Annotated in this window: 14 protein-coding genes and 1 tRNA gene; 5 read left to right on the top strand and 10 right to left on the bottom strand. The window is 70.1% G+C overall.

From position 1 onward, the window contains the following. Positions 1-137: 137 nt before the first annotated feature. Complete coding sequence (gene cimA / locus AB0K28_RS29475) at positions 138-1,712, top strand: citramalate synthase (RefSeq protein ID WP_364376425.1); 1,575 nt, start codon at positions 138-140, stop codon at positions 1,710-1,712. Between the two features lie 35 nt (positions 1,713-1,747). Here cimA and AB0K28_RS29470 read toward each other — a convergent pair whose 3' ends face one another. After that, complete coding sequence (locus AB0K28_RS29470) at positions 1,748-3,340, bottom strand: heparinase II/III family protein (protein ID WP_364376422.1); 1,593 nt, start codon at positions 3,338-3,340, stop codon at positions 1,748-1,750. A 161-nt stretch (positions 3,341-3,501) separates the two neighbouring features. On the opposite strand from AB0K28_RS29470, the gene AB0K28_RS29465 reads away from it, so the two are divergent. Then, complete coding sequence (locus tag AB0K28_RS29465; RefSeq protein ID WP_364376419.1) at positions 3,502-4,161, top strand: HD domain-containing protein; 660 nt, start codon at positions 3,502-3,504, stop codon at positions 4,159-4,161. 65 nt (positions 4,162-4,226) lie between these two features. Here AB0K28_RS29465 and AB0K28_RS29460 read toward each other — a convergent pair whose 3' ends face one another. Genes AB0K28_RS29460 through AB0K28_RS29430 form a run of 7 tightly spaced genes read right to left on the bottom strand, consistent with a single transcriptional unit; the run spans position 4,227 to position 7,552 of the window. Next, positions 4,227-4,622 carry an antibiotic biosynthesis monooxygenase gene (locus AB0K28_RS29460; RefSeq protein ID WP_345389203.1) on the bottom strand — a complete coding sequence of 132 codons (396 nt, stop codon included), beginning with the start codon at positions 4,620-4,622 and terminating at the stop codon, positions 4,227-4,229. A 16-nt stretch (positions 4,623-4,638) separates the two neighbouring features. Then, positions 4,639-5,226 (bottom strand): hypothetical protein, encoded by a 588-nt coding sequence (locus tag AB0K28_RS29455; RefSeq protein ID WP_345389201.1) that lies wholly within the window; start codon positions 5,224-5,226, stop codon positions 4,639-4,641. Further along, entirely contained in the window at positions 5,223-5,921 is a 699-nt protein-coding gene (locus AB0K28_RS29450; protein ID WP_364376414.1) for a DUF6286 domain-containing protein, read from the bottom strand. The genes AB0K28_RS29455 and AB0K28_RS29450 overlap by 4 nt, the downstream gene beginning before the upstream one ends. After that, on the bottom strand, positions 5,918-6,280 hold the full coding sequence (locus AB0K28_RS29445; RefSeq protein ID WP_345389197.1) for an Asp23/Gls24 family envelope stress response protein: 363 nt from the start codon (positions 6,278-6,280) through the stop codon (positions 5,918-5,920). Before AB0K28_RS29445 ends, AB0K28_RS29450 begins: the two co-directional genes overlap by 4 nt. Beyond that, positions 6,277-6,465 carry a hypothetical protein gene (locus AB0K28_RS29440; RefSeq protein WP_364376411.1) on the bottom strand — a complete coding sequence of 63 codons (189 nt, stop codon included), beginning with the start codon at positions 6,463-6,465 and terminating at the stop codon, positions 6,277-6,279. Before AB0K28_RS29440 ends, AB0K28_RS29445 begins: the two co-directional genes overlap by 4 nt. Then, positions 6,462-7,031: a hypothetical protein gene (locus tag AB0K28_RS29435; protein ID WP_364376408.1), complete on the bottom strand. Its 570-nt coding sequence runs from the start codon at positions 7,029-7,031 to the stop codon at positions 6,462-6,464. The genes AB0K28_RS29440 and AB0K28_RS29435 overlap by 4 nt, the downstream gene beginning before the upstream one ends. Continuing rightward, positions 7,028-7,552: an Asp23/Gls24 family envelope stress response protein gene (locus AB0K28_RS29430; protein ID WP_364376405.1), complete on the bottom strand. Its 525-nt coding sequence runs from the start codon at positions 7,550-7,552 to the stop codon at positions 7,028-7,030. Before AB0K28_RS29430 ends, AB0K28_RS29435 begins: the two co-directional genes overlap by 4 nt. A 175-nt stretch (positions 7,553-7,727) precedes the next feature. Here AB0K28_RS29430 and AB0K28_RS29425 point away from each other — a divergent pair, with 175 nt between their 5' ends. Together AB0K28_RS29425 and gltX are read left to right on the top strand one after the other, a co-directional pair. Continuing rightward, the gene (locus AB0K28_RS29425; protein ID WP_355428339.1) at positions 7,728-8,504 is read left to right on the top strand and encodes a fumarylacetoacetate hydrolase family protein; all 777 of its coding nucleotides are present in this window, start codon (positions 7,728-7,730) and stop codon (positions 8,502-8,504) included. Then, on the top strand, positions 8,497-9,870 hold the full coding sequence (gene gltX, locus AB0K28_RS29420) for a glutamate--tRNA ligase (RefSeq protein ID WP_364376402.1): 1,374 nt from the start codon (positions 8,497-8,499) through the stop codon (positions 9,868-9,870). Before AB0K28_RS29425 ends, gltX begins: the two co-directional genes overlap by 8 nt. Before the next feature lie 132 nt (positions 9,871-10,002). Here the strand turns inward: gltX and AB0K28_RS29415 are convergent, their stop codons facing one another. Further along, the gene (locus AB0K28_RS29415; RefSeq protein WP_345389191.1) at positions 10,003-11,973 is read right to left on the bottom strand and encodes a M3 family metallopeptidase; all 1,971 of its coding nucleotides are present in this window, start codon (positions 11,971-11,973) and stop codon (positions 10,003-10,005) included. Positions 11,974-12,139: 166 nt separating this feature from the next. On the opposite strand from AB0K28_RS29415, the gene AB0K28_RS29410 reads away from it, so the two are divergent. After that, a tRNA-Gln gene (locus AB0K28_RS29410) sits at positions 12,140-12,211 on the top strand. Positions 12,212-12,251: 40 nt separating this feature from the next. Here the strand turns inward: AB0K28_RS29410 and AB0K28_RS29405 are convergent. Continuing rightward, complete coding sequence (locus AB0K28_RS29405; protein WP_364376399.1) at positions 12,252-13,175, bottom strand: alpha/beta hydrolase; 924 nt, start codon at positions 13,173-13,175, stop codon at positions 12,252-12,254. Between the last annotated feature and the right edge of the window lie 234 nt (positions 13,176-13,409).

Raw genomic sequence — 13,409 nt, 5'->3', positions numbered from 1 at the left:
TTATCGGCAGGCGCGCTGGCTGATACCGGGACACCGCCAGCGCGCAGACCTCTCACGTCCGTGAGGGGTCTTTTTGTTTTCCCGGGTTTTCCCGAGAACGTCCTTCGCAGAGAAGCTTCCGCAGAGAAGAGAGACTCATGGCCGACGACCGCTTCCACGTCTACGACACGACGCTACGCGACGGCGCGCAACAGGAGGGGCTCAACCTCACCGTCGCCGACAAGCTCGCCGTCGCTCGTCACCTGGACGGCCTGGGCGTCGGCTTCATCGAGGGGGGCTGGCCCGGCGCCAACCCCAAGGACACCGAGTTCTTCAGGCTGGCCCGAACAGAGCTCGACCTGAAGCACGCGCAACTCGCCGCGTTCGGCGCGACCCGCCGGGCAGGTGTGCAGGCCGCCGACGACCCCCTGGTGGCCGCCTTGCGCGAATCCGGCGCGCCGGTCGTGACCCTTGTCGCCAAGAGTCACGACCGGCACGTGGAGCTGGCTCTCCGCACGACGCTCCAGGAGAACCTCGCGATGATCCGCGACACGGTCTCCCACCTGCGTGCGGAGGGCCAGCGCGTCTTCCTCGACGCCGAGCACTTCTTCGACGGCTACCGGTCCAACCCGGCGTACGCGCTGGAGGTCGTCAGGACCGCCGCCGAGGCGGGGGCCGACGTCATCGCCCTGTGCGACACCAACGGCGGCATGCTGCCCGACGAGCTGGCCGAGATCGTCCAGGAGGCCGTCCGTACGAGCGCCCGCGTCGGCATCCACTGCCACGACGACACCGGCTGCGCCGTCGCCAACACCCTGGCCGCGGTCAAGGCCGGCGCCACCCATGTGCAGGGCTGCGCCAACGGCTACGGCGAGCGCTCGGGCAACGCCAACCTCTTCACCGTCGTCGCCAACCTCCAGCTCAAGCGCGGCTTCGACCTCGTGCCCGAGCAGTCGCTGGCCGACATGACGCGCATCGCGCACGCGATCACCGAGGTCACCAACGTCACCCCCAACTCCCACGCCCCCTACGTCGGCGCCTCCGCCTTCGCCCACAAGGCCGGCCTGCACGCCAGCGCCATCAAGGTCGACCCCAACCTCTACCAGCACATCGACCCCGCCCAGGTCGGCAACGACATGCGCATGCTCGTCTCCGACATGGCCGGCCGCGCCTCCGTCGAGCTCAAGGGCCGCGAGCTGGGCTACGAGCTGACCCCCGAGCACACCAAGGCGCTCGTCGAGCGGGTCAAGGACCTCGAGTCGCAGGGCTTCACCTTCGAGGCCGCCGACGCCTCCTTCGAGCTGCTGCTGCGCGACACCGTCGAAGGCGAGCGCAAGCGCCACTTCGAGGTCGAGTCGTGGCGGGTCATCGTCGAACGCACCAAGGGCGGCGAGCTGGTCAGCGAGGCCACCGTCAAGCTGCACGCCAAGGGCGAGCGCATCGTCGCCACCGGCGAGGGCAACGGCCCCGTCAACGCCCTCGACAAGGCCGTCCGGCTCGCGCTGGAGCGGCTCTACCCCGAGCTGGCCAAGCTCGCCCTGGTCGACTACAAGGTCCGCATCCTGGAGGGCGCCCACGGCACCGACGCCGTCACCCGCGTGCTCATCACCTCCAGCGACGACACCGCCGACTGGGCCACGGTCGGGGTGGCGGAGAACATCATCGACGCCTCCTGGCAGGCGCTTGAGCAGGCGGTCACGTACGGCCTGCTGCGGGCCGGCCACGACTGCTGACGGAGGCCCGGGCCCCTGCGGAAGGGGCCCGACGCTCAGAGCACCTTGGCCGCGAACGACACCCCGTTCACCTTGACCTTGCCGCCCGAGCACGACACCTTCGGCGAGTCGGTGCCCGGCACGATCACCGTCAGCAGCGACTTCGCGGCCGGCGAGACGACGACGTTGGTCCGCTGCTTCGACAGGTACGCCGGCGACACCCAGCCGAGCTTGCCGCCCCGCTCGACCTTCTGCCCCCCGACCCGGGAGCACGACGAGTCGAGCTGCAGCAGCGTCACCCTGAACTTGCCGTCACCCAGCACCACCTTGCCGCCGCCCTTCGAGATGAGCTTGAGCGAGGGCGCGAAGCGCCAGATGTTGCGCACCTTCTTGCCGCCCGAGGCCGCGTCGTACACCGCCATCAGGTCGTCCCCGTGGTCGACCAGCACCGACCTGGTACGGCTCACCCCGTACGCCTTGTCGGTCAGCCGGAACGCCTGGCGGTCCTTGCCGTACGACGTCTTGGCGAGTTTGCTGGCCGTGCGCGGCCGGAAGCGGGCGCCCACCACCGTCGGGACGTTGTGCGCCTCGGGGGAGAGCGTCCAATAGCGGTAGGAGCTCTTCTCGTAGGAGTGGAAGCCGCCGTCCATGAGGATGTCGCGGCCCTGCGCGTAATAGGTGACGCCCAGGTGGTCCTCGTGGCCGTGGAACTTCATGCCGGGGCCGAACCTGATCGAGTAGTACGCCGACTCGGGGTCGTCCCACTTCGTGCGGCCGAAGACGTACCCGGCCCTGTAGGTCTTGACCTCCTGCTTCGGCGTGCCCGTCTCCATCTTGGGCTCGGTCTCCGCGCTGCCGTCGCCGAGCGGGGCCATGTAGCCGTTGGGCATCGTGGCGTGGGCGATGAAGTCCTTCAGCGCCTCGGTCCGCCGGGAGATCTCGCCCGGCACCTTGCGCTTGCACGCCTTCATGTTCGTCATCGCGACCTGGAGGCGGCCGTAGACGTAGACGGCGTAGCGCGGCGCCTGCTCCATCAGCGCGCCCTGCGCGTCCACGTCGAGCTTCACGGTGCCGGTCAGGCGCTTGGCGGCCAGGTTCGCCCAGTCCTTGCGGCCGAAGCGGCAGCCGATGCCCATGAGCGCGATGTCCTGGTCGATGCCGTGGTTGTGGCCCTTCTTGTACAGCCGCGGGTTCGCCAGGAGCTTGGCGTGCACGGCCAGGCTGTCCTTGAGCCACTTCTCGTTCACGTGCCGGCTCAGGCAGAGCAGCGGCTGGGTGCGCAGCGAGACCGGGTGGTCCTTCCACACGTACGAGGGGGTGCCGCGGGCGCCGTACTTGTTGTGTGCCACCCAGTCCTTGGTGATCTCGACGGCGCGGTCGAGGTAGCGCTGCTCGCCGGTGTTCTCGTACTGGACGACGAGGGAACCCATCCAGCGCAGCGACTGGAAGACGTACTCCCATGAGCGGTTGCGGTACGGGCTCGCCGTCCACTTGATCTTCTTGCCCAGCTGGTACGCCGGCAGGCCGACCAGCGAGATCTCGCCCTTCATGACGTCCTCGGCGGTCGGCGTGGCGGGCAGCCAGTCGCCCTGGCACTCGGCCGTCCGAGTCACCTTGTCCTTCACGGTGTCCTTCACGGTGTCCTTCACCGTGTCCTTCACCGTCTCGGCGGCTTGGGCAGGGCCCGCCGAGGCTCCTAATGCGAGCGTGAGGGCAAGGGGTATCGCGAGCCGGCGCACGCCAGTTCCTTCCGGACAAAACGATGAGGGCGGGACATGCTTTCGAACCCACGATCATAGGGTCAAGCCGAATGCCCCATTTGTTAGCCGCCCGATGCTCCACCGGCATCGCCCGGCACGGCATGCTGGTGCATGTGAAACTCGACGACCTGGTGATACCCGACACGCCCGCCTGCCGGGGCGCGCTCGAAGTGGCCACCCGCTACCACTCGCCCTCTCTGCTCAACCACTCCATCCGGGCCTACCTGTGGGCGGCGGCGTACGCGCAGGACAACGGCATCGCCTTCGACGCGGAGCTGCTGTACGTGGCCGCCATGCTGCACGACATCGGCCTGGTCGCCGAGTACGACAGCCACACCGTCCCGTACGAGGAGGCCGGCGGCCACGTGGCCTGGGCGTTCTGCGCGGGGGCCGGCTGGTCGCCCGAGCGGCGCGACCGGGCCGCCGAGGTGATCGTCCGGCACATGTGGGACGAGGTACCCGTGGAGGAGGACCCTGAGGGGCACCTGCTCGAACTGTCCACCGGCATGGACATCTCGGGTCGCAACACCTCCGACATCCCCGCCCTCGTGCGGCAGGAGGTGCTGGAGCGCTATCCGCGGCTGGAGATCGCCAAGGAGTTCAGCGTGTGCGTCGCCGACCAGGGCGCCCGCAAGCCGTCCAGCTTCGCGGCCCGCTTCGTCCGCAACGGCATCGTCGACCGCATCATCCACAACCCGTTGGACGGCTGACCGCCCAGGCCCGCGCCACACGGAGCGGGCCTTCCCGCGGGGGTCTTCGTGAGGTGGCGCGGGCGCTAAGCCTTGGGGCCGGCGCTTTCGGCCACCTCGAAGGTCCACACCTCGGAGCCGGTCGCGGCCGGGCCGCCGTGGCCGTGCCCATGACCGTGGCCCTGTGCCTGGGCGGACGCCTGGGCGGACGCCTGGGCGGCGGGGCCGGTGGGGCGTTCGCCGGCGGCCTGGGCGTGGCCGCGCTGGAACGCCTCACCCTGCTGCCACTTCTCGAAGTCCTCCTCGCTGCGCCAGCGGGTGTAGACCAGGTAGCGCTCGGTCCCGTCCACAGGACGCAGCAGCTCGAACCACTCGAACCCGTCGGCAGCCTCCACCATCCCGGCGCGGCCGGCGAAGCGGCGTTCGAGCTCCTCGCGCATCTCGGCCGGCACGGTCAGCACGTTGATCTTCACGATGGACATCGCAGGACCCCTCTCGTCAGCGCACGTCACGGTGTGGCGCGGGTGAGGGCTCCAGGCTAACGCGGGCCACCGCCGGCACCCGGTCTCGGTCCAGCGCGTCGCGCATGTGCGGCAGCGCCACGGCCGACAGGTGCCGGCTCAGCTCGGCGATCGGCACCGACTCGTCGGCGACGACCCGCAGGCGTACCTCGGGCCTGGCGGGCGGGCCCACCAGGTTCGCGTCGGCGCTCAGCACGGCGGGGCTGGACGCCACGTCCGCCGCCACCGCCTGCGCCATCCCGCCCGCCGAGATCTCGGTGACGCCGCTGGGGCCGTCCTCGATGCGCAGCGTACGGTGGGTCTGCCTGCGACCCTGTACGAGCAGCCAGCGCACCGCCAGCACCGCCACGACCAGCGACGCCAGCGCGGCCAGCCACCACAGCGCCGGGCCGCCACGGGCGAAGAACCCCGTCACGTAGCCGTCCACGATCGGGGTCCGCGCCGGGGCCCAGTCCTGCGGGAACATGCCCAGCCCACGGGCCAGCGCCGCGCCGCCGAGCAGCGTCAGCACCAGCCCCACCAGGCCGAGGCCGAGCCGGTTGCCGCGCCGGGTCCGCGCGTTCATCGTCGCCCCCTGACCGCGACCCGGTAGGGATGAACCAGGTCGTATCCGGCGAGCCTGCTCAGCACGGCGCCGCGTACGTCCTGATCGACGTTCCCGCCGTACGTGGTGGGCGTGACCGCGAACGTCTGCCCGCGCAGCTTCCCCCGCGCCGACCGCACCCCAGGCACCTGCTCAGCCGCATGCGCCAGAGCCCGGGCCACGCTCCTGGGCCGCAGCCCGATGATCAGATCAGGGTCACCGCTGCGCACCGGCACCATCCGAGGCCGCCCCGGCACCAGCGCCAACAGCAGCAGCGCGACGCCGATCAACGTCACGACCGCCGCACCGAGCAGAGCCAGCGGATCCGACCAAGAGGTGGTGGACGCCCAGGCCAGCATCCTGTCGTACGGAATCCACCGCAACGGCCTGCCGACCAGCCCAGAGACGATCTCCAGCAACGCGAGCAGGCTGAGCACCGCGAGCAGCACCGCCACCACAATGGCGGGAACCCTCCGAGCCGGCCGGAACGCCCGCACCGCCGCCCGATCAGCGGCCTTCGACGGCGGCACCTCGACCCCCGCCCGATGCGCCCCCGCCGGCACGGCGCTTGACTCCCCATCGCCAAGGTGTCCCTGCTCGCTGGGCTGTCCGGAAATGTTGCCCTTTCCGGGTGGGTCGGGTGGGATGGCGCAGATCTCCGGGTCTGAGCCGCTCATGGCAGGTCACCGCCCAGGTCGGTCATCGTGATGTCGAGGCGGGTGACGTTCAGGCCGGTCTGGGCGGCGACGCGGCGGGTCACGTGCTCCCTGAGCCGGGCCGCCACCGCGTGCAGCGGCGCCGGGTAGGCGACGCTGACCGAGAGCCGCAGCGTGGTCTGTCCCTTGTGCACCTCGCCGCCGGACGGGCGCGCCCACGGCAGGGTACGGAGCTGCACGTCACGCACCTCGGGCACCTCCCTAGCCGCCAGGCAGGCGATCTTGGTGACCACCCGGTCGGAGATCTCCGTGCGCCCGCGCAGCTCGGGAGCCGGCGGGGGAGCGGGACGCTGCGCGGGAACGGTGGACAGTACGGTCATTTCCGCTTCACCGTCAGACCCGACAGGTTGATCTCGCCGGTCTCGATGATCCGGCCGACCAGGAACCCGATCGCGCCGAGCACCAGGACGAGCAGGAACGCGCCCAGCCCCCCGAACGCCCCCGCGAACCCGAGCGCGATGCCGACCGCCATGCCGACGAGCGGCGTCAACTGACTGTTGTTCATGTTCCCTCCACGACGATGTCGTCCACCCGCACGTGCACGGGACGGTCACCGGCCAGGTCCGCGACGGCCCGCCGCACCTCGTCGGCGGTCTCGGGCAGCGGTCTGCCGAGCGTGGCGACGATGGCGACCTCGACCGCCCGATCCCGCACCGACACGCCGACGAGCCGCTCGCCCGGCAGATACGTCGCCACCGTCCCGAACGACCCCCCGGACAACCGGACCACCCCGTCACAGGCACGAACCCGCTCCGCGAGGTCCCGCGCGACCTCCTCCTCACCGGCCCCAGGCGCCGCCCCCGCAGCCGCAGCGCCAGACGGGGAGGGAAGGTTCGTCCCGCCACTCCCCGCCGTCCCCACGGCACCGGAGGCCCCGGCCGGGTCCGGCGTGGAGCCGGCCGCGCCCGTAGGACCGGCCGTTCCCGCCGAGCCGGACGCGGGGTCGGCCGCGCCCGTGGAACCGGCCGTCCCGGCCGAGCCGGACGCGGGGTCGGCCGCGGGGTCGGCCGCGCCTGTGGGATCGGCCGTCCCTGGCGGGTCCGATGCCGAGCCGGGTGGGGACGGGGTCATCGGACGCGGGGTTCCTGGTCCGCGTCGCTGCCACGGTCCTGGGAGCGGTCGGTGTCTCTGCCTCGGTCCTGGTCGGGAAGGTGGACGTCGTCCACCCTGATGTTCACCTCCGTCACCTCGAGGCCGCACATCCGCTCGACGGCCCCGATCACGTTCTTGCGGACGGCCGCCGCCAGCTCGGGGATCGCGGTCCCGTACTCGGCGACCAGATCGAGGTCGACGGCCGCCTGGCGCTCGCCCACCTCGACCGACACGCCCTGGGAGACGTTCGGGTCCCCGCCGACCATCCCCCGTACGCTGCCGAACGCCCGTGCCGCGCCCGCACCCATGGCGTGCACGCCCGACACCTCCCGGGCGGCGAGCCCGGCGATCTTGGCGACGACCCCGTCGTCGATGCTCGTGGTGCCCTTCTCCGTGACCAGCGAGGTCGCGCCGCCCGGCACGCTCTCCTGCGTCCTGGCCCGCGGAACCGTCGCCGCGCCGCCGGCCGTACCCGGCCGGCCGGACATCGTGTCAGACACGATCCGTCACCCCCCACACAAGGTGTTATCTCTCATAAGGCGACATAACCCCCTCTGTACGACCGAAGCCTGATAAGACGGACTTGGGGCCTATAAATGGACAGTTCGTGACCCGTCGTGGGCAGCCGATCCCGAGGTGGGCGGACCCCGCCGGCGGCGGCGATAGCCTTGACGGGTGCGTATAGCGAGGTTCTCCACAGGCGAAGGCGTCTCGTTCGGCGTGGTCGAGGGCGGTCCCGGCGAGGAGTTCGTCTCCGCGATCTCCGGTCACCCGTTCGGTCAGGTGCAGTTCACCGGCGAGCGGTTCCCGCTGTCCCAGGTGAAACTGCTGGCCCCGATGCTGCCGAGCAAGGTGGTCGCCATCGGCAGAAACTACGCCGAGCACGCGGCCGAGCTGGGCAACGAGGTGCCGGAAGAGCCGCTCATCTTCATCAAGCCGTCCACCACGGTCATCGGCCACGGCGAGAACATCGCCTACCCCACGTCGCTGTCCGACCGCGTCGACTACGAAGGCGAGCTGGCCGTCGTCATCGGCCGCCTCTGCCGCGAGGTCCCGGTCGAGCGGGTCAAGGACGTCATCTTCGGCTACACCTGCGCCAACGACGTCACCGCCCGCGACCTGCAGAAGAAGGACGTGCAGTTCACCCGGGCCAAGGGGTTCGACACGTTCTGCCCGCTCGGGCCGTGGATCCAGACCGATCTCGACGCGAGCGACCTGGCGCTGACCACCACGGTCAACGGCGAGATCCGGCAGAGCGGCCGTACGAGCCAGCTCATCAACGACATCCCGGCGCTGGTCGCCTACGTCAGCGCGGTCATGACGCTGATCCCCGGCGACGTCATCCTGACCGGCACCCCGGCGGGCGTCGGCCCCCTCGAGATCGGCGACGAGGTCAGCGTCGGCATCGAAGGCATCGGCACACTCACGAACAAGGTGGTCTCCCGTGACTGAAGTACGGGTGCGGTTCGCCCCGTCCCCAACCGGCATGTTTCACGTGGGCGGCGCCCGCACCGCGCTGTTCAACTGGGCGCTGGCCGTGCAGTCGGGCGGCCGTTTCGTGCTGCGCATCGAGGACACCGACGCGTCGAGGAACCGCCCCGAGTGGACCGAGGGCATCATCTCCGCCCTCGACTGGATCGGCATCAACGGCACCAACCCCGTCTTCGAAGGCCCCTACTTCCAGTCGGCCTACGAGCCGCAGCACCGCGAGGCGGTGGCCAAGCTGCTGGCCGACGGCCGGGCCTACTACTGCGACTGCACCCGCGAGACGCTGGTCGCCCGCACCGGCTCCGAGCACCGCGGCTACGACGGCTTCTGCCGTGAGCGCGGCCTGACGCAGGGCGCCGTCCGCTTCCGCACGCCCGACGAGGGTGTCACGGTGGTGGCCGACCGCATCCGCGGCAACGTCGAGTTCCCCAACGAGGCGCAGGAAGACTTCGTCATCGCCCGCACCGACGGCTCGCCCCTCTACGTGCTGGCCAACGCGGTCGACGACATCACCCAGAACATCACCCACGTCGTACGCGGCGAGGAGCACCTCGGCAACGCCGCCAAGCAGATGCTGCTCTGGCCCGCCCTGGGCGCCAACCCGCCGGTCTGGGCCCACCTGCCGGTCATCGTCAACGAGCAGCGGAAAAAGCTGTCCAAGCGCCGCGACAAGGTCGCCCTGGAGAGCTACCGCGACGAGGGCTACCTCGCCGAGGCGATGGTCAACTACCTCATGCTGCTCGGCTGGGGCCCCGGCGAAGACCGCGAGATCATGCCGTGGTCGGAGATGGCCCCGCTGTTCCGGCTGGAGGACGTCAACTCCGCCAGCGCGTTCTTCGACGAGAAGAAGCTGCGCGCGTTCAACGGCGAGTACATCCGGGCGCTGCCGCTGGAGACGTTCGAGGAGCGCTGCGCCCCCTACCTCGACCCGTCGTGGGACCGCGAGCTGTTCAGCAAGGTCGCCGGGCTGGCCCAGACCCGCATCGCGGTGCTGTCGGAGATCCGGCAGAACGTCGACTTCCTCTTCCTCGACGAGCCCGTCTTCGACCAGGCGTCGTGGGACAAGGCGATGAAGAACGCCCCTGAAGAGATCCTCACCGGCTACCTCGACCGCCTCGAGAGCGTGAGCTGGGACCCCGAGTCGCTCAAGCAGGCGCTCGAAGAGGTCGGCACGGCCCACGGGCTCAAGCTGGGCAAGGCGCAGGCCCCGGTCCGGGTGGCCGTCACCGGCCGTACGGTCGGACTTCCGCTGTTCGAGTCGATCGAGGTGCTGGGCCGCGAGCGCACGCAGGAGCGCCTGCGCGCCGCCCTGGCCCGCCTGCGCGGCTGAGGGCTTTGAGCGCAGGCCGCTCACGCGGCTGAACGTCACCGCCGCCCGGGTCGAAGCGACCCGGGCGGCGGTTTCGCATGCGCGACGTCGGACGAGGCCGTGTCAGACGAGGCCGTGTCAGACGAGGCCGTGTCAGACGAGGCCGCGGCGGGCCAGCAGCGGCCCGATGCCGGCCTCGCGCCCCCTGAAGTTCCTGAACGCCGTCAGCGGGTCGATGCTGCCGCCCCGCGACAGCAGCTCACGGCGGAAGTGGTCACCGTTCGCCCTGGTGAGCCCGCCGTTCTCCTTGAACCACTCCACGCTCTCCGCGTCCAGCACCTCGCTCCAGATGTAGGAGTAATAGCCGGCCGCGTAGCCGCCCGAGAAGATGTGCGCGAAGTAGTTGGTCCGGTAACGCGGCCGGACCAGCGGGAACGCGATCCCCGCCGCCTCCAGCGCGGCGGCCTCGAACGCCTCAGGGTCGTCCACGGTCTCGCCGGGCGCCAGCTTGTGCCAGGCCCAGTCGAGCAGCGTGGCGGCCAGATATTCGACGGTCTGGAAGCCCTGGTTGAACTTCTCGGCCGCCTCCAGCTTCGCCACCAGCTCCGCCGGCATCGGCTCGCCCGTCTCGTAGTGCTTGGCGTAGTTGGCCAGCACCTCGGGCCAGGTCACCCACATCTCGTTGACCTGCGACGGATACTCCACGAAGTCACGCGGCACACTCGTGCCCGACACGCGGGGAAAGCGCACCTGCGAGAACAACCCGTGCAGCGCGTGGCCGAACTCGTGGAAGGCGGTGCTGACCTCGTCGTACGTCAGCAGCGTCGGCCCAGAGGCCGGCTTGGTGACGTTGAGGTTGTTGATGACGACCGGCTTCAGCCCGAACAGGAACGACTGGTCGACCAGGTTGTTCATCCACGCGCCGCCACGCTTGTTCGGCCGCGCGTACGGGTCGAGCACGAACAGCCCGAGCGGGCCGCCGTCCTCGTCCGACACCTCGAACACGCTCACGTCCTCGTGGTAGCCGCCCAGGTCGGGCCGCTCGGCGAAGGTGATGCCGTACAGCTTGGTCGCCGCGAAGAACACGCCGTCGCGGTAGACCCTGTTGAGCTCGAAGTACGGCCGCATGGCCGCGCCGTCGAACTCGTAGCGCGCCTGGCGCACCTTCTCGGAGTAGTAGGGCCAGTCCCACGGCTCGATCGGGAAGCCGGCCTGCTCCGCCAGCGCCTCGGCCTCCTTCTTCGCGTTGCGCACGGCGGGGCCGACGAGCTGGCCGAGCATCTCCTCGACCGCCTCGACGGTCTTGGCGGTCTGGTCGGCCACCGTGTACGCGGCGTGCGTCGGGAACCCGAGCAGCTGCGCCCGCTCCGCCCGCAGTGCCGCCATCCTGGCCGCCAGCTTGAAGTTGCCGGGGGCGCGGCCGACGCTCAGCTCGTACAGGCGGCGGCGCACGTCACGGTCGGTCAGCTGGGACAGGCTCGGCTGGGCGGTGAAGTTCAGCAGCGGCAGGACGTACGTGCCGTCGTCCTGGCGCAGCGACGCGATCTTGGCCTCGTCGAACCCGTCGAGCTCCTTCGGGTCCGTCACGACCAGCGCCGACTCCGTGGTCGCCTTGAGCAGGCTCTGCGCGAACTCGGTGGACAGCCGCGACAGCTCCTCGTTGAGCGCGCGCAGGCGCTCCTGCTCGGGCTCGGACAGGTCGGCGCCGGCCCTGATGAAGTCTTGGCGGTATTTCTCCAGCAGCCACGACTCCTCGGGGTCCTCCGTGGCGACCTGCTTGATGCGGGCCCACAGCGGCCGGTTCAGCCGGATGGCGTCACTGTGCCGGGTCAGTTGCGGGGAGATCTGCTTCTCGATCTCCATGATGCCGTCCGTGGTGTTGGACGCGGCGACGCTGAAGAAGACCGTGGCCGAACGGTCGAGGATCCTGCCCGACCGTTCGAGAGCGGCGATCGTGTTGTCGAACGTCGGCGGCTCGCTGCTGCCGGCGATGGCTTCGACCTCCGCGAGCTGCTCGGCCATGCCGCGCTCGAACGCGGGCAGGTAGTGCTCTTCCCGGATCGCGGCGAAGGGCGGCAGCTCGTACGGCAGATCGCTAGGGGCGAAGAACGGATTCTCGGCCAACGCTTGGGCTCCTCCACGTGGTGTTTTGTCCCCTTCAGCTTGGCACGGACGGGGACCCGGTGGGAGCAGTGGAGGAGGGCCGGGACATTCGTTTTGGTCTTAGCCCCGGAGCTGGGCTATTCTTTCGGACGTCGCCAAAGCGCGCTCCGCGAGGAGATCGCAGCGGTGGGGTATGGTGTAATTGGCAGCACGACTGATTCTGGTTCAGTTAGTCTAGGTTCGAGTCCTGGTACCCCAGCATATGAACGGATGTCTCCCTGGTGAGGCGTCCGTTTTTTTCATTTCGCCAGCCGATGCAGAATTTCCGAGATCTCCTTGTACGCCCGAGCCGTCGGCGCGTGCGCGGCGGCCACCGAGAAAACCTCGAACCGGTTGCCCGGCGTGGCCGCGTCCGCCTCCCTGATCATCCGGTCCTGCAGCGCGAGCGGGATCATCCGGTCCTTCGTGTGCCTGATGTACACCCGGCGCACCCTGCCCCACCGCTCCTTGCGGCCCCGGGCGTCGGCGGACGACACCTGCATGCTCTCGTCCGGCAGCAGGGCGTTCAGCAGGGCCAGGAACTCGCCCTCGGTGCCGTCCGCCATGAACGTCTTCCTGGCCGCGGCCAGGAACTCCGGGTCGTTGGTGCGCCAGTTGACGCGCAGCGCCCCGATCACCGCGGGGTCGGCCACGATGCCGCTCACCAGGCTGCCCGCCAGGCTGGTCTTCCCCTCAGGGGTGGCGACGTAGTCGTTGGGGGAGCGCAGGCGGGTGCAGCAGTACGCGGCGTCGTACACGAGGGTGTCGATCAGGTGCGGCACCGCGTCGGCCACCTTCGTGATCGTCGCGCCGCCCAGGCTGCCGCCCACCAGGATCACCGGCCCGTGCTCCGCCACCTGGCGCACCACCTTGACCGTCGCCTCCACGTAGTCGTCGAGCGTCACCCCGGCGACCGGCGACTTGAGCGTGGCCAGCGCCGCCAGGTCCTGCGGCGCCTGGTAGGCGCGGACGAACTGCTCCTCGGGGCCGTGCCCCGGCAGCCCCACCCCGATGGAGCGGTGCCCGCGCAACGTCAGCTCGGGGTCGGCCGTGGCCACCCCGTTCGAGCCGGAGACGAAGACGTACGTGGTGACGTCCTTCCTGGGTTTGACCACCGCCGTGGAGGCGAGGGCGCCGGCACCGGCGGCGGCGAGCTGAAGAGCGGTTCTGCGGGTCGTGTTCATGCCTTCGATGCTCGCGCCGGCGCCGGTGTCCCCACATCGCCCACCCGGCCCGAGAACCGGTGGACGCCGGCCATCAACCGATCGGTCGATGCCATGCCAAGCTCAACCCCTTGACCTCCTCCCCCTCGTGAACGAGGGAGATTCCCACGGTCGCCCGTGAGGCTTCCTGCTTCACCGCCGGTCGCCCGCCCGAGAAAGGAACTCTCGTTGAGGTCTTACACCAGCTCCACAGGC

The organism is Nonomuraea sp. NPDC049504 (assembly GCF_040676845.1).
GTDB classification, from domain to species: domain Bacteria; phylum Actinomycetota; class Actinomycetes; order Streptosporangiales; family Streptosporangiaceae; genus Nonomuraea; species Nonomuraea salmonea.
The sequence above is the reverse complement of the archived record's forward strand: the minus strand, read 5'-3'. Positions and strand labels throughout refer to the sequence as shown.

What these genes read in the sequence shown, in the direction of transcription:
- AB0K28_RS29405 (WP_364376399.1), bottom strand. Translation starts at nt 13,175, where the DNA reads ATGAACACGACCCGCAGAACCGCTCTTCAGCTCGCCGCCGCCGGTGCC.
- AB0K28_RS29455 (WP_345389201.1), bottom strand. Translation starts at nt 5,226, where the DNA reads ATGAACGCGCGGACCCGGCGCGGCAACCGGCTCGGCCTCGGCCTGGTG.
- AB0K28_RS29435 (WP_364376408.1), bottom strand. Translation starts at nt 7,031, where the DNA reads ATGACCCCGTCCCCACCCGGCTCGGCATCGGACCCGCCAGGGACGGCC.
- AB0K28_RS29440 (WP_364376411.1), bottom strand. Translation starts at nt 6,465, where the DNA reads ATGAACAACAGTCAGTTGACGCCGCTCGTCGGCATGGCGGTCGGCATC.
- AB0K28_RS29450 (WP_364376414.1), bottom strand. Translation starts at nt 5,921, where the DNA reads ATGAGCGGCTCAGACCCGGAGATCTGCGCCATCCCACCCGACCCACCC.
- AB0K28_RS29445 (WP_345389197.1), bottom strand. Translation starts at nt 6,280, where the DNA reads ATGACCGTACTGTCCACCGTTCCCGCGCAGCGTCCCGCTCCCCCGCCG.
- AB0K28_RS29460 (WP_345389203.1), bottom strand. Translation starts at nt 4,622, where the DNA reads ATGTCCATCGTGAAGATCAACGTGCTGACCGTGCCGGCCGAGATGCGC.
- AB0K28_RS29465 (WP_364376419.1), top strand. Translation starts at nt 3,502, where the DNA reads ATGCCCCATTTGTTAGCCGCCCGATGCTCCACCGGCATCGCCCGGCAC.
- cimA (WP_364376425.1), top strand. Translation starts at nt 138, where the DNA reads ATGGCCGACGACCGCTTCCACGTCTACGACACGACGCTACGCGACGGC.